Annotated in this window: 15 protein-coding genes; 8 read left to right on the forward strand and 7 right to left on the reverse strand. The window is 53.1% G+C overall.

Annotated features, from left to right (window positions below; all coding sequences use genetic code 11):
- Both ptsP and rppH read right to left on the reverse strand, forming a co-directional pair.
- Nucleotides 1-2247 (reverse strand): phosphoenolpyruvate--protein phosphotransferase, encoded by a 2247-nt coding sequence (gene ptsP, locus OGX89_RS16000; protein ID WP_003825604.1) that lies wholly within the window; start codon nucleotides 2245-2247, stop codon nucleotides 1-3.
- A 12-nt stretch (nucleotides 2248-2259) separates the two neighbouring features.
- Entirely contained in the window at nucleotides 2260-2790 is a 531-nt protein-coding gene (gene rppH, locus OGX89_RS16005) for an RNA pyrophosphohydrolase (RefSeq protein WP_003825602.1), read from the reverse strand.
- A 684-nt stretch (nucleotides 2791-3474) separates the two neighbouring features.
- Between rppH and mutH the strand changes: the two genes are divergently transcribed.
- The 4 genes from mutH to OGX89_RS16025 all read left to right on the forward strand — a co-directional run bounded on the left by mutH (nucleotide 3475) and on the right by OGX89_RS16025 (nucleotide 6469).
- On the forward strand, nucleotides 3475-4170 hold the full coding sequence (gene mutH, locus OGX89_RS16010) for a DNA mismatch repair endonuclease MutH (protein ID WP_003825600.1): 696 nt from the start codon (nucleotides 3475-3477) through the stop codon (nucleotides 4168-4170).
- Nucleotides 4171-4245: 75 nt separating this feature from the next.
- Nucleotides 4246-4959 (forward strand): TerC family protein, encoded by a 714-nt coding sequence (locus tag OGX89_RS16015; RefSeq protein ID WP_003033961.1) that lies wholly within the window; start codon nucleotides 4246-4248, stop codon nucleotides 4957-4959.
- Between the two features lie 144 nt (nucleotides 4960-5103).
- Nucleotides 5104-5322, forward strand: coding sequence for a lipoprotein YgdR (gene ygdR / locus OGX89_RS16020; protein ID WP_000758660.1), 219 nt, complete (start codon nucleotides 5104-5106; stop codon nucleotides 5320-5322).
- Between the two features lie 106 nt (nucleotides 5323-5428).
- Nucleotides 5429-6469, forward strand: coding sequence for an NADP(H)-dependent aldo-keto reductase (locus tag OGX89_RS16025; protein WP_003825597.1), 1041 nt, complete (start codon nucleotides 5429-5431; stop codon nucleotides 6467-6469).
- Between the two features lie 83 nt (nucleotides 6470-6552).
- Here OGX89_RS16025 and lplT read toward each other — a convergent pair whose 3' ends face one another.
- Together lplT and aas are read right to left on the reverse strand one after the other, a co-directional pair.
- Nucleotides 6553-7746, reverse strand: coding sequence for a lysophospholipid transporter LplT (gene lplT / locus OGX89_RS16030; protein WP_008785713.1), 1194 nt, complete (start codon nucleotides 7744-7746; stop codon nucleotides 6553-6555).
- A complete protein-coding gene (gene aas, locus OGX89_RS16035) occupies nucleotides 7739-9898 on the reverse strand; it encodes a bifunctional acyl-ACP--phospholipid O-acyltransferase/long-chain-fatty-acid--ACP ligase (RefSeq protein WP_003825593.1) in 2160 nt (719 codons plus the stop codon). The genes lplT and aas overlap by 8 nt, the downstream gene beginning before the upstream one ends.
- Nucleotides 9899-10495: 597 nt before the next feature.
- On the opposite strand from aas, the gene galR reads away from it, so the two are divergent.
- Nucleotides 10496-11524: an HTH-type transcriptional regulator GalR gene (gene galR / locus OGX89_RS16040; protein WP_003033945.1), complete on the forward strand. Its 1029-nt coding sequence runs from the start codon at nucleotides 10496-10498 to the stop codon at nucleotides 11522-11524.
- Nucleotides 11525-11537: 13 nt separating this feature from the next.
- Nucleotides 11538-12548 (forward strand): LacI family DNA-binding transcriptional regulator, encoded by a 1011-nt coding sequence (locus tag OGX89_RS16045; protein WP_008785715.1) that lies wholly within the window; start codon nucleotides 11538-11540, stop codon nucleotides 12546-12548.
- A 107-nt stretch (nucleotides 12549-12655) separates the two neighbouring features.
- Here the strand turns inward: OGX89_RS16045 and lysA are convergent, their stop codons facing one another.
- Nucleotides 12656-13912, reverse strand: coding sequence for a diaminopimelate decarboxylase (gene lysA / locus OGX89_RS16050; protein WP_126956633.1), 1257 nt, complete (start codon nucleotides 13910-13912; stop codon nucleotides 12656-12658).
- 118 nt (nucleotides 13913-14030) lie between these two features.
- On the opposite strand from lysA, the gene OGX89_RS16055 reads away from it, so the two are divergent.
- Nucleotides 14031-14966: a LysR family transcriptional regulator gene (locus tag OGX89_RS16055; protein WP_008785717.1), complete on the forward strand. Its 936-nt coding sequence runs from the start codon at nucleotides 14031-14033 to the stop codon at nucleotides 14964-14966.
- Here OGX89_RS16055 and OGX89_RS16060 read toward each other — a convergent pair.
- On the reverse strand, nucleotides 14938-15645 hold the full coding sequence (locus OGX89_RS16060) for an aspartate/glutamate racemase (RefSeq protein ID WP_063940932.1): 708 nt from the start codon (nucleotides 15643-15645) through the stop codon (nucleotides 14938-14940). The two genes, OGX89_RS16055 and OGX89_RS16060, sit on opposite strands and share 29 nt — an antisense overlap.
- A 141-nt stretch (nucleotides 15646-15786) precedes the next feature.
- On the opposite strand from OGX89_RS16060, the gene OGX89_RS16065 reads away from it, so the two are divergent.
- Nucleotides 15787-16113 carry a cupin domain-containing protein gene (locus OGX89_RS16065; RefSeq protein WP_003825583.1) on the forward strand — a complete coding sequence of 109 codons (327 nt, stop codon included), beginning with the start codon at nucleotides 15787-15789 and terminating at the stop codon, nucleotides 16111-16113.
- Between the two features lie 106 nt (nucleotides 16114-16219).
- Here OGX89_RS16065 and araE read toward each other — a convergent pair whose 3' ends face one another.
- Nucleotides 16220-17638: an arabinose-proton symporter AraE gene (gene araE / locus OGX89_RS16070; RefSeq protein ID WP_003033926.1), complete on the reverse strand. Its 1419-nt coding sequence runs from the start codon at nucleotides 17636-17638 to the stop codon at nucleotides 16220-16222.
- Nucleotides 17639-17873: the final 235 nt, after the last annotated feature.

The following is a 17873-nucleotide window of genomic DNA, read 5'->3' on the forward strand; positions in this document are numbered from 1 at the left end:
CTACAATCCCCCGCGAATCAAGCCCCCCATGCCACGACGCTCCATGAAGGCCGCTACCTGATGGCGTACTTCTGTTGCCATCTGTGCCTCCAGGCTGCGCTGCGCCAGCGTTTGCGCCTCATCAAAATCGATATGGCGCAGCAGATATTTTACGCGAGCGACAGAACGACCGTTCATCGACAAATGACGGAAACCGAGACCGATCAGAATAGCCACGCACATCGGGTCGCCCGCCATTTCACCACACAGGCGCAAATCGATACCGCTTCTTTCGGCTTCCTGCGCAATCATCGCCAGCGCACGCAACATCCCCGGATGCAGGCTGTCATAAATGCTGGCTACCCGTGTGTTGTTACGATCGACGGCCAGTATGTACTGGGTAAGGTCGTTGGTTCCAACCGAGATAAAGTCTATCCGGTTTGTCAGATGCGGCAGCATGAACACCATCGACGGAACTTCCAGCATGATGCCAATGCGCGGTTTCGGGATCTCGTAACCGATCATCTCCTCCACTTCGCGTCCGGCGCGTTCAATCAAACGTCGCGCTTCGTCCACTTCATCGATGCTGGTTACCATCGGCAGCAAAATGCTCAGGTTTCCGGTTGCCGCATTCGCACGCAGCATAGCGCGAACCTGGATCAAAAAGATCTCCGGCTGATCGAGCGTTATGCGGATCCCTCGCCAGCCAAGGCACGGGTTCTCTTCACTGATCGGCATATAGGGCAGCTGTTTATCGGCGCCGACATCCAGCGTACGCAGGGTCACCGGCTTGTCGTTAAACATTTGCAGCATCCCCTGATACTGCGCAACCTGTTCTTCTTCCGAAGGAAATCCGCTTTGCAGCATGAACGGGATTTCGGTGCGATAGAGGCCAATGCCGTCGATTCGGCTACCCAGCTTTTCTTCATGTTCCGGGCTGAGACCCGCATTGAGCATCACCTTCACGCGCTCGCCGCTTTTCAGCTGTGCTGGCTGGTTGACGTCGTCTTCCGCCAGGCGGCTCAGCTCAATTTCTTCACTGATAAGACGCTGGTATTCCTGGATCAATACCGGTTCCGGATCGACCAGCAGTTCACCGCGATAACCGTCCACCACCAGCGTACGGCGATGCAGCACCGACGGCTGGATATCGGCCCCCATAACGGTAGGGATACCCAGCGCACGCACCATAATTGCCGCATGAGAGTTGGCTGCGCCGTCCCGGACAACCACGCCAACTAACCGGTCCTGAGGAAGCTCCGCCAGCGTGGTTGCTGAAAGTTCATCCGCCACCAGCACAAAGCGTTCCGGCCAGGCATTCGGCCCCTGGATAGAGTCATCAAGGTGGAACAGCAGACGCTGGCCCAGCGCGCGTAAATCTCCGGCCCGCTCTTTGAGGTAGTTATCGCTCAGCGCGGCGAACTGTTCGGCAAACTTTTCGATGATCGTTTTAACCGCCCACTCGGCCACCGAACCGTTATCCACTTCCGCAAACAGCTCGCGGCGCAGACGGGTATCGGAAAGCAAGTGCGAGTAAAGATCAAAGATCGCCGCCGTTTCTTTCTGCGCCCCAGCGGTAAAACGCTTGCTGTAGCGGCGGAATTCGTTCGCCGCCTCTTCCAGCGCACCAGTCAGTCGCTCGCGTTCAAGCACTGGATCCAGCGTTGAAGCCTGGTAGACCTGTTCCATCAACGGCAGCGTCGCATCCTGCCAACCTTCGGCTATTGCCACACCGGGAGCGGCAGGCAGCGCACGGATACGTGTTTGACGGTATTGACCGAACAGCGCGTTTAGCTGCGACTGCGAAAGTATGGCCGCCATTTGCGTGGCGAGCGTGACGAGGAAAGACTCTTCACTTTCATCGTACTGACGCAGCTCACGCTGCTGCACCACCAGCACACCTAAAAGCTGGCGACGCTGAATGATCGGTACGCCTAAGAATGCACGAAAACGCTCTTCTTTTACCGAAGGAATGTATTTAAAGCTGGGATGTTTTTGCGCATCGGCGAGGTTGATAGGTTCCGCCAGCCTGCCAACCAGGCCAACGATACCTTCATCAAACGCGAGTGCGACAGTGCGACCACGTGGTTTTTTTAGTCCCCGGGTCGCCATGAGGTAATAACAACGTCGATCGTGATCGGCCAGATAGACCGAGCAGACCTCGGTATCCATCGCAAGACAGATATCGGTAACCAGTATATTCAGCGCTTCGTTCAGACGCGGAGCACTGGCCACCTTTTCGACTATTTCGCGCAGGCGGGTGAGCATAATTTGCGTAGCTTAACCTCTTTTACGTCTGTACGCAGGTGCGCTTTGCGGTTTAGGAGTGCTCTCCTGAAGCGCCATGACAACACTTGCGAATTCTTTCATCACCCTGCGATAGACATCGCGTTTAAATGACACCACCTGTCGAACCGGATACCAGTAACTCACCCAGCGCCAGCCGTCGAACTCAGGTGTACTGCTGGTTTGCATATTGATTTCAGCATCGCTACTGACCAATTGCAGAAGAAACCATTTTTGTTTCTGGCCGATACAAACCGGCTTCGTGTCCCAACGCACCAAACGTTTCGGTAACTTGTAACGCAACCAGTTACGAGTAGAAGCAAGGATCCGTACATCTTTACGACTGAGACCCACTTCTTCAAAGAGTTCCCGGTACATCGCCTGCTCTGCTGTCTCTCCTGCATTGATCCCACCTTGTGGGAATTGCCAGGAGTGCTGACCAAATCGCCGGGCCCACATGACCTGCCCCTGGCGGTTACAAATTACTATCCCTACATTCGGGCGGTAGCCATCGTCATCAATCACCGGACTACCTCAACATAAACCTTATATACAAACGATTGTTTCACACTCCTGAGGGGCGGTAAACCACTCTGTTAAGGGTGCGATATTCTAATAACAATTGAATAACTCACAGTTAAAGGCCGAGTTATAAACAGAAGAAGGGCAAGCAAGGCGATTTTATTCACCTTTTCTGTGGATATAGTTGTGAAGAAGTACGGAATTACTATGGGAAAACCCAGAACAGTCCGAATAAGACATTCGTCACATATCAAAAATACTCTTATACATTCATAAAGTTAAAACCGATCCACGCAGATAAACACACAGAAATGTGATGTGCATCACGCATACGATCTTCACGCTGATGAAAGATCGACCAGCGTTGGTTTTATCCACAGATTATGCCAATAAGTTAGGCACAATTTGTGTGAAAATTCGATTTTCGTCGCACGTCAAGGCTGTAAATTGAAACAGTAGTGGGGGTTTTTCACAGTTATCCCATCTTTCTGTGGATAACATGGTGTAAGATCCTGTTCATTGTCAGTGACCAGAATTGGAAAACCCGCTTCGCTGTTGCGCAACTCTGCGAACGTGAATCTAAAAACCAATATAAATCATAGAATTGAATAAAGCATGTGGAAAAAGATAAACTCTGTCCATACGGTATAAAATCACTGCTCATTTTTTCACCTAAGGGTTAACCCGATGCCAGAACTCCGTCCGTTGCTTTCTCCCCCTGAATCTGAAGCCCAGTTGCTGAGCCAGGCACGGCAGCTTTCGGGCTACGCGTTAGGAGAATTAGCGGCAATGGCGGGAATCATTACGCCGAAGGATCTTAAGCGCGATAAAGGCTGGATTGGCGTCCTGCTGGAAATCTGGCTCGGTGCCAGCGCGGGCAGTAAACCAGAGCAGGATTTTGCGGCGCTGGGCGTGGAGCTGAAAACGATCCCTGTGGACAGTCTTGGCAGACCGCTGGAAACCACCTTTGTGTGTGTGGCGCCGTTAACCGGCAATACCGGCGTCACCTGGGAAACCAGCCATGTACGGCACAAACTCAAACGTGTTCTGTGGATCCCGGTAGAAGGCGAACGCAGCATCCCTCTGGCTGAGCGCCGCGTCGGCTCTCCCCTGCTGTGGAGCCCGAATGAAGAAGAAGACCGGCAATTGCGTCTGGACTGGGAAGAGTTAATGGACATGATTGTGTTAGGTCATGTCGAACGCATCACCGCTCGCCATGGGGAAGTACTGCAACTGCGTCCTAAAGCCGCCAACGCCCGCGCGCTTACCGAGGCCATTGGCGCCAACGGCGAACCCATCCTGACCCTGCCACGCGGCTTTTACCTGAAAAAGAACTTCACCCGCGCATTGCTTGAGCGACATTTCTTGTTCCAGGCGCAATAGGCACCGTCCGGCCTTTCACCCGCCGCGTTACGGGCCTATAATTACCGCTTCTTTTTTTTGGCAGGACTTTGTTCGATGTTATTTGCATGGATAACCGATCCTAACGCCTGGCTTGCGCTCGGTACGCTGACGCTGCTGGAGATCGTTCTTGGGATCGACAATATTATTTTCCTTTCTCTGGTTGTAGCCAAACTCCCGACAGCGCAACGCAATCATGCCCGACGTATTGGGCTGGCGGCGGCGATGATCATGCGTCTGGCACTGCTGGCTTCTATCGCCTGGGTAACGCGGCTGACAAACCCGTTATTCGAGCTGTTTGGCGAGGCGATATCAGCACGCGACCTGATCCTTCTGCTGGGGGGATTGTTCCTGATCTGGAAAGCCAGTAAAGAGATCCACGAATCCATTGAAGGTGAGGAAGAAGGTCTGAAAACTCGCGTATCCTCTTTTCTGGGTGCGATTGTACAGATCATGTTGTTAGACATTATCTTCAGTCTGGATTCCGTGATTACTGCGGTAGGCTTGTCCGATCATCTGTTTATCATGATGGCGGCGGTGGTGATTGCCGTAGGCGTCATGATGTTTGCTGCTCGCCCGATTGGTGAGTTTGTCGATCGCCACCCTTCGGTAAAAATGCTGGCGCTCTCGTTTCTGATTCTGGTCGGTTTTACGCTGATTCTGGAAAGTTTCGACGTCCACGTTCCGAAAGGATATATCTATTTCGCCATGTTCTTCTCTATCGCGGTAGAGACCCTGAACCTGTGGCGTAATAAAAAAAATCCGCTCTGATGAAATCCATCGCTCCCCGCAAGGGGAGCGAATGCCAGCCACACCTACCCCTTCTCACAGTTTAAGATTTTACTGCTTTCACCCTGCACAACTTCGCGTTATTACTAAACTATTGTCAGACGCAGGCCATGTGAGGATAAGCAGATGAAAAAATGGGCAGTTTTGATTTCCGCCGTAGGACTGGCTTTTGCCGTTTCCGGATGCAGCAGCGATTATGTAATGGCGACAAAAGATGGTCGAATGATCCTGACCGATGGAAAACCAGAAATTGACGATGATACCGGTCTGGTGAGCTATCACGATCAGCAGGGCAATGCGATGCAGATTAACCGCGATGATGTGTCTCAAATCATTGAACGCTGATGGTTGAGGTCAGCAGCGCGCTGGCCTTAACAATTTTACTTCCCTTTTTCTCTTCCCTCAGCCATTTTTATAATCCTTATGTCGTGATTATAAAAAGGAAACGGCTATGCAATATCACCGTATACCCCACAGCTCGCTGGAAGTCAGTACACTGGGGCTGGGCACAATGACGTTTGGTGAACAAAACAGCGAAGCCGACGCACATGCACAGCTCGATTATGCCGTAGCACAGGGCATTAACTTGATCGACGTTGCCGAGATGTATCCGGTACCGCCGCGTCCTGAAACCCAGGGCCTCACCGAAACCTACGTAGGTAACTGGCTCGCCAAACACGGCAGCCGCGAAAAGCTGATCGTTGCTTCTAAGGTCAGCGGACCATCACGTAACAACGACAGCGGCATTCGACCGAATCAGGCGCTGGACCGTAAAAATATCCGTGAAGCGCTGCACGACAGCCTGAAAAGACTAAAAACCGATTATCTGGATCTGTATCAGGTTCACTGGCCGCAGCGCCCGACCAACTGCTTTGGTAAGTTAGGCTACAGCTGGACAGACTCCGCGCCAGTCGTTTCCCTTCTCGATACCCTGGACGCGCTGGCCGAGTTTCAGCGCGCCGGGAAAATTCGCTACATCGGCGTTTCTAATGAAACCGCGTTTGGCGTGATGCGCTATCTGCACCTGGCGGACAAACACGATCTGCCACGCATCGCCACCATCCAGAACCCCTACAGCCTGCTGAACCGCAGCTTTGAGGTTGGACTGGCTGAAGTGAGCCAGTATGAAGGCGTTGAGCTGCTGGCTTACTCTTGCCTGGGCTTCGGTACGTTAACCGGGAAATACCTGAACGGCGCGAAACCTGCCGGTGCACGCAATACGTTGTTTAGCCGTTTCACGCGCTACAGCGGCGAGCAGACGCAGAAAGCCGTTGCGGCCTATGTGGATATCGCGAAACGCCATAATCTGGATCCCGCGCAAATGGCGCTGGCATTCGTGCGTCGTCAGCCGTTTGTCGCCAGCACTTTGCTGGGCGCCACGACGATGGAGCAGCTAAAAACCAACGTTGAAAGTCTGCATCTGGAGTTGAGCGAAGAAGTACTGGCAGAGATTGAAGCGGTGCATCAGGTGTATACCTATCCTGCACCGTAACAGTTAGCGCCTGATGGCGCTACGCTTATCAGGCCTACAGACAACTTCCCTGTAGGCCTGATACGGCAACAGCATACAACAGACTAATGGCGGCGCTGCCAAATCCACAGCGCCGCAATCGCCAGCGCAAACAGCGCACCAAATCCAATACCAATCGCAACAGCCGGGATCCCCACCAGCACCGCCAGTGAGTAAATACCGAGCATCAACAGCATCGCGCTGTTTTCACCCAGGTTTTGTACCGCTATCGCATTACCTGCGCCGACGCTTTTCTTACCCCGTTCCTGCAGCAACGCATTCAGCGGCACCACAAAGAAGCCACCCGACACGCCGATAAGCATCAGCAATGCGTAGGCCGGAAGCAGCGAATGTTGAAGAGAGAAAATCAGCACCACGACGCCAATCAGGATCCCCGCAGGCATACAGCGCGAAACGGTTTCCAGCGTTACCAGCTTCGCTGCCGCACCCGCACCGACCACAATCCCGATCGCTACCATGGCATTGAGGTAGGTCGGCGTGGCGTTATCGGTGATGCCGAGCGCCACCGGGACCCACAGCACCAGCAGAAAACGCAGCGTAACGCCCGCGCCCCAAAAAAGGCTGGTTCCCACCAACGAGAAGCGTGTTTCACCGTTGCGCCACAACGATGAAGCCGCACAGAAGAAACTGCGCGTCATTTTCCCCAGATGCCAGGACTGGCCAGGACGAGCCGCGGCCAGTTTCGGGATATACAGGTTAGCCACCACCGCGCCAGCATAGGCCAGGGCACAGGCAGAAAGCGCGGCAATTACGTGCCAGTCGGCCAGAACGCCGCCGGCGACAGAACCGAGCAAAATCGCGGCAATGGTGGAGGCTTCCATCAGGCCGTTAGCCTTCACCAGTTTGTCGCCGGTAGTCAGTTCACCGAGAATGCCATACTTGGCTGGTGAATACGCCGCCGCGCCGATTCCCACCAGCGTATACCCAAGAAACGGATTAATGCCGAAGCAAATACTCGCCGCGCCCAGCAATTTCAGAGCGTTCGCGAACATCATCACTCTGCCTTTGGCAAAGCTATCCGCCACCTGTCCAACAAAGGGGGCAAAAAGGATGTAAGCGCCCACAAACACCATTTGCAGGATCGGCTGACTCCAGTCCGGATAAAATTGCTCCTTCAGCAACGCCAGCGTAGCAAACAGCAACGCGTTATCGCCAAACGCCGACAGAAACTGTGCGGCGATAACGGACATCATCCCTTTGGACCAGATTGAAGTGTTAGTGTGCACTGACTCACTCATGTTGTTTTTCCGGCTCATCGACCCAGCTTTTCAGCGTAACAAAATCCGGCTTACCGCTGCCGAGTAATGGGAGTTGCTTCAGGTGGCGAATATCACGCGGTACAGCGAGTTCAGGTACGCCGTGCGCCCGCGCATACTGCTGTAGTTTTTCACGCGTAAGTTCGCTATCGGTAGTGAACAGCACCAGCGCCTCACCTTTGCTGGCATCACTCTTGATCGCCGTGGCGTGCATTTTGTCTGCAGATACCGCCAACGCAAGTTGCTCAACCATTTCCAGCGAAACCATCTCTCCGGCAATTTTAGCGAAACGCTTAGCGCGCCCCTGAATCTGTACAAAGCCGTTTTCATCAAAGCGCACGATGTCTCCGGTGTCATACCAGCCGCGCTCAATCTCACCTTGCGCATTCTCTGCTGTCGGCACTTCCAGCACGCCAGGTTTTTCGACGCGCAAATAACCGCTCATAATATTAGGACCTTTCAGCTGTAAACGCCCACCGTCCTCAATTCCCGGAACGGCCAACAGTCGAGCATCCATACCAGGCAAGATGCGCCCTACCGTTCCCGATTTTGCCGCCATTGGTACGTTAATCGACACAACCGGCGCACATTCCGTCACGCCATAGCCTTCAAGAACGCGCAGGCCAAATTTCTCCTGCCACAGCTGCTTTGTGCTGTCCTGAAGTTTTTCCGCTCCCGCCACCACATAGCGCAGGCGGTGGAAATCGTACGGATGCGCAAAACGCGCATAGTTGCCGAGGAACGTTGAAGTACCAAACAACACGGTGCAGTTCCGGTCGTATACCAGCTCTGGCACAATGCGGTAATGCAGCGGGCTGGGATAAAGAAACACTTCTGCGCCAGTCAGTAGCGGCGTGAATAATCCCACCGTCAGGCCAAAGGAGTGGAACAGCGGCAGCGCCGACATAAAACGGTCATCGGCGGTGAAATCGGCAATCGTTTTGATCTGCTCAACGTTCGCCAGAATGCTTTTATGACTGTGAACCACGCCTTTCGGATGGCCTTCTGAACCAGAAGTAAAGAGGATCACCGCAGCGTCTTCCGGCTGTTGCTTCACCTGCGCCAGATGAGGTGCCAGCAGATGTGAGAAAATCCACAGCTTATCGCTGAAGGTCACATCAGCTTTTAAGTCTTCCAGATAAACCCAACGCACCTGGGTGAGCTGTTCCGGTAAATGCCAGAGTTTGCCTTTATCGAGAAACTGTCGGGATGTGAAGATCGTTTTGATTTCAGACGCAGTAATGGCGCTGGTTAATCCTTTCACGCCCGCGGTGTAGTTCATCATGGCCGGAATGCGTCGACGCGCAATGGCGCCAAAAATGACCGCTGCGCTGATCCCCGCGTTTGGCAGCATCAGGCCGATTTTTTCACCTTCGACGCTGTATTTTTCCAGAATACGGGCCACAAAGAGCGTCTTTGTCAGCAGTTTGCGGTAGCTGTCCGGGGTAAAGTTAACATCTTCAATGCAGTTTTTGCCTGCGCCAAAACGGTATTTCGCTGCCAGCAGCGACTCGTATAGCGTTTCACGCGGACGAACCGCCATGCGTGCTTCCATCATAATTTGATGCAGCATCTCTCCGGCGATTTTGCGGCGATCGCGAGCACGCGGTGCTTCCGGCATCGGCAGTTGTGTCGGCGGTAGGATATGTAAGCGGATGCGCGGGAAGAATCGCTGTTTAACCAAACCTTTCAGGCGGCTAAAGCGGGAAAGCTCCGCGCCTTCAATGCGCACAGGAACGACCGTCGCCCCAGACTTTGCGGCGACAAACCCCGCGCCGTCATAAATTTTCATTAACGAACCGGACGTCGAAATACGTCCTTCCGGGAAAATAACCACCGGACGGCCCTGTTCGACCAGACGAACCAGATGTTTAATCGACATCGGTTTAGTTGGATCTAACGGTACGAAATCAATCAGCGGAGTTAGCCAGCGCATATACCATTGCTGGCTGATAGAGGTGTAAACAGCGAAGACGGGACGAATCGGTAAAAAGAGCGCCAACAGGATGCCGTCTATAAATGAGACATGGTTGGGAGTGATTAGAACGCGTTCTCCCTGTAGCGCGCTGACATCGCCCGTGACGCGAACGCGGAAAAGCACGCGAAACAGATTACGAAAAAAGCCAAATAGCATCTCAACTCCCTGTGCCATTAATTATATAAACATCAATGGTGGGAGAGTATACGAGTTGGGGAATGGGCGCGACAGGTAACTGGTAAATACAATCCGAAAAAAAACCTGCGCATCCGCGCAGGTTGGTGCAAGAGACAGGTACGAAGTGCGTACCGAATAATCTCACCAATCAATACCTCTGGGATCTTGATTGTGGTCGTCAGCAGCCAGATACGCCAGTGCGAAAACGCAAAGGAATGAACCCAAATGCAACGAGTTGTGTAAATTATCGGTTACTGTTACAGATAGGCTGAAGGTAAAAAAAAACCTGCGCATCTGCGCAGGCTGGTGTAATTCTAGTGATCAACCCGAAAGTTGATTTCACCTATCAATACCTCTGGGATCTCAACTCTAGCAATCTGCTCAGTTCCCTCACCAGCGAACAATCGCAACAGCACATCGCAAAGTGTAAGCAAAAATTAGCATTTTCTATTTTCTGTCTTACTTCGCTCGTGTGCGCTCACATTTGCGACGTTCTGACAGGCAATCTGCTTGAACAGCCAGCCATTTTCCGTAACACTGACGGAATGTAAGCGTTTACCCACAACAGGTACTATCATGGCGACCATAAAGGATGTAGCCCGACTAGCTGGTGTATCAGTCGCCACCGTTTCTCGAGTGATCAATGATTCCCCTAAAGCCAGCGAAGCATCGCGCCTGGCCGTAACAAGTGCAATGGAATCACTCAGCTACCACCCCAACGCCAATGCGCGTGCGCTGGCACAACAATCCACAGAGACCATCGGTCTGGTGGTGGGAGATGTGTCCGATCCATTCTTTGGGGCAATGGTTAAAGCTGTCGAGCAGGTGGCCTATAACACCGGTAATTTTTTACTGATTGGTAACGGCTACCATAACGAACAGAAGGAACGACAGGCGATTGAACAGCTCATTCGCCACCGCTGCGCAGCCCTTGTTGTCCACGCAAAAATTATCCCGGATGCTGAGCTGGCATCACTCATGAAGCAAATCCCCGGCATGGTATTGATTAACCGAATTCTGCCGGGATTCGAACAACGCTGCGTTGCCCTTGATGACCGTTTCGGCGCCTGGCTCGCGACCCGACACCTCATTCAACAAGGCCACACGCGCATTGGCTATCTGTGCTCCAATCACACGATTTCAGATGCGGAAGATCGTCTGCAAGGCTATTACGACGCGCTGGCAGAGAGCAATATTCCTGTCAGCGATCGCCTGGTAACGTTTGGTGAACCGGATGAAAGCGGCGGTGAACAGGCTATGACCGAGTTACTTGGCCGTGGCAAAAACTTCACTGCGGTAGCCTGCTACAACGACTCAATGGCGGCTGGTGCCATGGGGGTATTGAATGATAACGGCATTGATGTGCCGGGAGAAATCTCGCTGATTGGTTTTGATGATGTGCTGGTTTCCCGCTACGTGCGCCCGCGTTTGACCACGGTGCGCTACCCGATCGTGACGATGGCAACCCAGGCTGCCGAACTGGCGCTCGCGCTGGCGGAGAAGCGTCCCGTGCCTGAAATTACCCACGTTTTTAACCCAACTCTGGTGCGTCGCCATTCCGTTTCGACGCTGACAGAGCCGGGGAATTCATCGTCAAACGATTAACCAGGATAGCGTTATGACTACGATGTTGGACGTTTCACGACACGCAGGCGTCTCAAAAGCGACCGTTTCGCGCGTACTGAATGGCACGGGTCAGGTAAAAGAGAGCACGCGCCAGAAAGTGTTTAAGGCCATGCAGGCACTTGATTATCGGCCTAATTTTTTAGCGCGCTCTTTGGCAAACCGCACCAGCAACAGCATTGGTCTGGTAGTTTCCACATTTGATGGATTCTACTTTGGCCGCCTGCTGCAACAGGCTTCACGCCAGACGGAATCTCACGGCAAGCAGTTGATCGTCACCGACGGCCACGACACACCAGAGCGTGAGCAGGAAGCCGTGCAAATGCTGGCGGACAGGCAGTGCGACGCCATTATTCTCTATACCCGCTATATGAGTGAAAAGGCGATTATGTCGTTGATGAACAGCATTGCTATGCCCTTGCTGGTCATCAACCGTGATGTCAGCCAGGCCCGCGATCGCGCAATTTTCTTTGAACAGGAAGACGCGGCCTATCAGGCGGTCAATTATCTGATCTCCCAGGGCCATAGCGATATTGCTTGTATCACTGTGCCAGGCCATACGCCTACCGGTAAATCACGCCTGATGGGGTATCGTAAAGCGCTGGAAAAAAACGGTATTCCCTGGGATCCCGATAAGGTCAAATACGGCGACTCCACGATGACGCGAGGCTATGAGGCCTGCCGTGAACTGCTGGAGGAAGGGGTGAAATTTAGCGCCCTGTTCGCCTGTAACGATGACATGGCATTAGGCGCATCAAAAGCGTTACATCAGGCCGGGCTGAGGATCCCAACGGACGTCTCACTGTTTGGTTTTGATGATGCGCCCAGCGCCAAATGGCTGGAGCCGGGGCTGTCTACCGTATATCTACCGATTGATACAATGATAACCACGGCAATCGACCAGGCTATCCGGCTGGCCAACGGCGAGAGCGTCGAGCCAATCCCACCGTTTACCGGCAAACTGGTACTACGTGACTCAGTAACGCTCGGGCCATACTTTAAGTAATCAAATGCCGGATGGCGGCGCAAGCGCCTTATCCGGCCTACAGGCCCCGCAGTTAATATCGTAGGCCGGATAAGCGTAGCGCCATCCGGCATTTCACAACGCTGTAATCAGATTAATTCCAGCGCTAACAGCTCATCAATGGTCTGGCGACGGCGAATTAGCCGCGCCACGCCGTTATCGAACAAAACCTCCGGCAGCAGCGGGCGGCTATTGTAGTTTGACGACATTGACGCGCCGTACGCCCCGGTATCATGCAGCACCAGATAATCGCCCGGCACCACCGCAGGCAACAGTCGGGTTTCCACATTTCCGCCCTCCTGCTGGGTAAACACATCGCCAGATTCGCACAGCGGCCCGGCTACCACGGTTTCCCGTTGCGGGGTGTGTTCCAGAGAGCGACCATCCCCTGCCAGCGCTGAGATATGGTGATAACTACCGTACATGGCCGGGCGCATTAGATCGTTGAAGCCCGCATCGATCAGCACAAAGTGGCGGCTACCCATCTCTTTTACGCTACGTACCTGCGCCACTAACACACCGGCTTCCGCGACCAGAAAACGACCCGGCTCTATCTCAAGTGCGACCGGGTGGCCCAGGTGTTTAGCAATCTGTTCACGCGCAGCGTTCCACAATCCAAAGTAGTGATCGGTATCGATCGCCTCTTCCCCTTCGCGATACGGGATTGATAAACCACCGCCCGCGGAGATCGCCTCCAGATCCTGACCAAATTCAACCACCTGGCGCACCATTGCGCCGCACACCTGCTCCAGATGGCCGTAGTCTACGCCGGAGCCGATATGCATATGAATCCCCACCAGCTTCAGCTTATAGCGCTGAATCACCTCCAGCGCCGCGGGAAGATCGCTATACCAGATCCCGTGCTTGCTGTTTTCACCGCCGGTATTGGTTTTCTGGCTGTGCCCATGTCCAAAGCCAGGGTTTACGCGTAGCCACACGCGATGGCCCGGCGAGACCTGGCCCAGTTGTTCCAGCATATCCACCGACCCGGCATTTACCGGAATGCTCAATTCATGCACCCGCGCGAGCGTCGCTTCATCAATCATATCGGCGGTAAAGACGATTTCATCTTTCCCCGGTACGAAGCCTGCCGCCAGCGCACGTTCAATTTCGCCAAGCGAGACGGAATCAACCTTCACGCCCTGCTCGCGCATCAGGCGCAAAATATGAATATTCGAACATGCCTTTTGGGCGAAACGCACCACGTCAAACTGACTCAATTTGGCAATCTGCGCGCGGATAATCTGAGCATCATAGACCCACACCGGGCAGCCGAATTCGGCAGGCAGGCGCAGCAGGTTGTCGGCGGTCAGGTCAGTGTCAGTACTATTGAGTGGGCGTGGCATGGTGTGCTCCGATATTGGCTTTTTTATGATTACGCCACAGCCCGAAAAGAATAAAAAATATCGTTTTATCGTGAGTCTATGCAAAAATGATATGGATTGATTCATTCGAGGATTGCCCATGCCCGCCGTTAACCTGCGACACATCGAAATTTTTCACGCCATCATGACGGCAGGCAATCTGACAGAAGCCGCGCGCATGCTACATACCTCGCAGCCCACCGTCAGCCGGGAACTGGCCCGATTCGAGAAAGTGCTGGGATTAACGCTGTTTGAACGCACGCGTGGCCGACTGCACCCAACCGTGCAAGGGTTACGTCTGTTTGAAGAGGTGCAACGTTCGTGGTATGGCCTTGATAGAATTGTGAGCGCCGCCGAAAGCCTGCGTGAGTTTCGCCAGGGCGAATTGTCGATTGTTTGCCTGCCGGTATTCTCACAGTCTTTTTTACCGCCGCTGCTGCAGCCATTCCTCGCACGCTATCCACAGGTCAATATTCAGATAGTGCCGCAGGAGTCACCGCTGCTGGAAGAGTGGCTGTCGGCGCAGCGCCACGATCTGGGGTTAACGGAAACGCTGCATACGCCTGCCGGAACGAAACGCACCGAATTGCTGGCGCTGGATGAAGTGTGCGTGCTGCCGCAGGGCCATCCGCTGACTAAGAAAGCGGTGTTAACGCCGCAGGATTTTCAGGGAGAAAACTACATCAGCCTGTCGCGCACCGACAGCTACCGTCAGCTACTGGATACACTGTTTAATGAGCACCAGGTGAAGCGCCGCATGGTGATTGAAACCCATAGCGCTGCTTCAATTTGTGCAATGGTGCGGGCGGGCGTTGGGATCTCGGTGGTAAACCCACTGACGGCGCTGGATTACGCCAGCAGCGGAGTCGTTATCCGCCGCTTCAGTATTTCGGTACCCTTTACAGTCAGCCTGATTCACCCACTTCATCGCCCCGCCTCGGCGCTGGTTGATGCTTTTACGGCACATCTGCAGGCCCATCTACCGAGGCTTATTGACCCGCTGGAGGCTATTTTGCATCCGCAGCCGAAAGCATAAACGCCACCGCATCTTGCGCATGGATTGCCGCGGTGTCGAAAACCGGTAGTGGGCTTAGCTCGGTGGGAACCAGCAGACCAATCTCGGTACAGCCAAAGATCACCCCTTGCGCCCCCTGTTTCGCCAGTTGGTCGATGACGCCCAGGTAATAATCGCGGGAAGCCTCGCTGAATTCACCGAGACACAGCTCGTCGAAAATAATCTGGTTTATTTTCTGACGATCATCAGCTTCAGGGATCAGCGTGCTAATGCCAAATTCAGTCTGTAAACGCCCGCGGTAAAAATCCTGCTCCATGGTGTAACGCGTACCCAGTAGCGCCACGTTGCTCATTTGCTGCTTTTGTATCGCCCGCCCCGTCGCGTCGGCAATATGCAGAAACGGCACATCACAGGCGCTTTCAATCGCCTCAGCAACTTTGTGCATGGTGTTGGTACACAGCACAATTCCTTGCGCCCCGGCTTGCTGTAGCCCTATGGCGGCCTGCGCGAGGATCTCACCGGCTCGCTGCCAGTCACCGCTTGACTGACAGGCTTCAATCTCGTGAAAATCCACGCTGTGCAACAGAATCTGTGCCGAATGCAGTCCACCCAGACGCTGTTTTACCCCTTCATTAATGAGTCGATAATAAGGAATGGTAGATTCCCAGCTCATACCGCCTAACAGACCGATCGTTTTCATCATTTCCCCTGACTCGTTGTTGTCTCTCCAGTGAACCAAAGATGTGATCAACTTTCCACATCTGTTGGCGTGCATTTCTTTTTTTAATTTTCTGATATAGCTTTAATGAAACGTTGCTTTAATTAATTACAGGAAGGCCGGATGTTTATTTTTCATAAAGAGACCACGCTTGACGATCTGGGCAATGGCGTTACCCGGCGCATTCTTGCTCACGGCGGTAACATGATGGCGGTTGAGGTGAACTTCGAGCAAGGCGCAATCGGCCCGATGCACAATCATCCGCACGAGCAGTTGACTTACGTGTTGTCCGGTGAGTTTGAATTTACCATCGGCGAAGAGAAACATATCGTTAGGGCGGGCGATACCCTGTATAAACAGCCCAACATTATGCATGGCTGCGTCTGCTTAAAACCGGGAACGCTGCTGGATACCTTTACCCCAATTCGCGAAGATTTTCTTCACGGGTAAGGCGCTAATTAAAAAAACCGGGTCGCGTTGACGCTTTCCCGGCCTATAAGAGACTCCACTCGCAGGCCGGATAAGGCTGAACCGCCATCCGGCATGCTTATCTGACTTACACCCCAATATCTCTTAACTTCTCGCCAGCCATCAGCTTACGTTCGATATGCTCCAGCGTGACGTTTTTGGTTTCTGGAATCAGCCAGAACGTAATACCAATAAATACGACGTTCAGCGCAGTATAGAGCCAGAACGTACCGGCGGCGCCAATGCTGTCGAGCAGCGTCAGGAACGTTGCGCCAATGATCATATTCGACACCCAGTTGGTGGTGGTGGAGCAGGTAATACCAAAATCACGGCATTTCAGCGGCTGAATTTCCGAACACAGGATCCACACTACCGGCGCGGCGCTCATCGCATAGCCTGCAATACACATCATCGTCATGCCAACTGACAGCCAGGATAGCCCACTGGAAGCCGTGCCGTTATCAAACTGCATCAGACAATAACCAAGCACCAGTGTCCCGATGGCCATTACGCTGAAACCAATTTTCAGCGCCGGTTTACGTCCTGCTTTGTCGACCGTGAAGACGGCAATAAAGGTGGCGAACATAAACGTTAAGCCAACTACCAGCGTGGCAATCATCTGCTGCTCTGTGGTGGTAAAACCCGCCATTTTAAAAATGCGCGGCGCGTAATACATGATGATGTTCATCCCGGTGAACTGCTGCATCGCCTGCAGTAACATTCCGAGGAAAACCGCGCGACGCACGTTACGGTTAATTTTAAACAGCGCCCAACCACCCTGCTTCAGCTTCAGGCTTTCACGGATTTCGTTCAGCTCATCGCGGGCTTTTTCTGACGTATCGCGCAACATGCGCAGTACTTCTTCAGCTTCGATGTGGCGACCTTTCTCCGCCAGCCAGCGCGGGCTGTTGGGCAAGAAAACAACCAGAATAATCAGCAATACAGCCGGAAGCGCCAGCACGCCAAGCATAGCGCGCCAGTTACCGCTGTAGCTGAACGCGGTATCGGACAAAAAGGCCAGAACGATACCCAGCGTCACCATCAGCTGATACATACTGATCATCTTGCCACGCACGTTTTCGCTGGCCATTTCGGAGAGATAGAGCGGTGCGGTGTAAGACGCGATCCCCACCGCTACGCCCAGCACCACGCGGGCAAAAATGAGCATTTCTACGCTGGAGGCAAACGCCGAGCCCAGAGATCCGACGACGAAAAGGATCGCGCCCGCCATCAGGCTGTATTTGCGCCCCAGGCGGAATGACAACCAACCGTTAAAAAGCGCACCAATTGCCGCACCCAGCATCATGCTGCTTACCACCCACTCCTGCAGGCGGCTGGTCAACACAAAGTGATCGGTGATAAAAGGCAACGCGCCAGCAATCACGCCAATATCCAGGCCGAATAACAACCCTGCGACAGCCGCAGAGATAGAAACAAACATATTCATACGTCGCGTATCGCGCACTGGGCGCGGCGCTAAAGCAGCATCATTATTTATTGAGACCATTTTTTCCTGCCAGATACAGAGTAACCATGCCATTGAAAGTAAGGGATCCCTTGCAGGAAGCGTCAGGCGGGAAACGGCAAAAACATGGATTAAATAGCTACACCACATGGTTATGTGATGGATATTCCAATTTTAAAATTTACCGACAATCACTCAATTAAATTTAACTAATTGATATTAAAGAATATTAAAAACAATAAATTTATACGTATGAAATTTAATATGGAATAATTTA

Origin of the sequence: Citrobacter sp. Cpo103 (assembly GCF_030332605.1) — a bacterium.
Classification (GTDB): domain Bacteria; phylum Pseudomonadota; class Gammaproteobacteria; order Enterobacterales; family Enterobacteriaceae; genus Citrobacter; species Citrobacter portucalensis.

Excerpts from the sequence above, each read along its gene's own strand:
- mutH (WP_003825600.1), top strand. The coding sequence starts at position 3,475 with ATGCCAGAACTCCGTCCGTTGCTTTCTCCCCCTGAATCTGAAGCCCAG.
- OGX89_RS16015 (WP_003033961.1), top strand. The coding sequence starts at position 4,246 with ATGTTATTTGCATGGATAACCGATCCTAACGCCTGGCTTGCGCTCGGT.
- aas (WP_003825593.1), bottom strand. The coding sequence starts at position 9,898 with ATGCTATTTGGCTTTTTTCGTAATCTGTTTCGCGTGCTTTTCCGCGTT.
- OGX89_RS16065 (WP_003825583.1), top strand. The coding sequence starts at position 15,787 with ATGTTTATTTTTCATAAAGAGACCACGCTTGACGATCTGGGCAATGGC.
- araE (WP_003033926.1), bottom strand. The coding sequence starts at position 17,638 with ATGGTCTCAATAAATAATGATGCTGCTTTAGCGCCGCGCCCAGTGCGC.
- OGX89_RS16025 (WP_003825597.1), top strand. The coding sequence starts at position 5,429 with ATGCAATATCACCGTATACCCCACAGCTCGCTGGAAGTCAGTACACTG.
- lysA (WP_126956633.1), bottom strand. The coding sequence starts at position 13,912 with ATGCCACGCCCACTCAATAGTACTGACACTGACCTGACCGCCGACAAC.
- OGX89_RS16055 (WP_008785717.1), top strand. The coding sequence starts at position 14,031 with ATGCCCGCCGTTAACCTGCGACACATCGAAATTTTTCACGCCATCATG.
- ptsP (WP_003825604.1), bottom strand. The coding sequence starts at position 2,247 with ATGCTCACCCGCCTGCGCGAAATAGTCGAAAAGGTGGCCAGTGCTCCG.
- ygdR (WP_000758660.1), top strand. The coding sequence starts at position 5,104 with ATGAAAAAATGGGCAGTTTTGATTTCCGCCGTAGGACTGGCTTTTGCC.
- lplT (WP_008785713.1), bottom strand. The coding sequence starts at position 7,746 with ATGAGTGAGTCAGTGCACACTAACACTTCAATCTGGTCCAAAGGGATG.
- galR (WP_003033945.1), top strand. The coding sequence starts at position 10,496 with ATGGCGACCATAAAGGATGTAGCCCGACTAGCTGGTGTATCAGTCGCC.
- OGX89_RS16045 (WP_008785715.1), top strand. The coding sequence starts at position 11,538 with ATGACTACGATGTTGGACGTTTCACGACACGCAGGCGTCTCAAAAGCG.
- OGX89_RS16060 (WP_063940932.1), bottom strand. The coding sequence starts at position 15,645 with ATGAAAACGATCGGTCTGTTAGGCGGTATGAGCTGGGAATCTACCATT.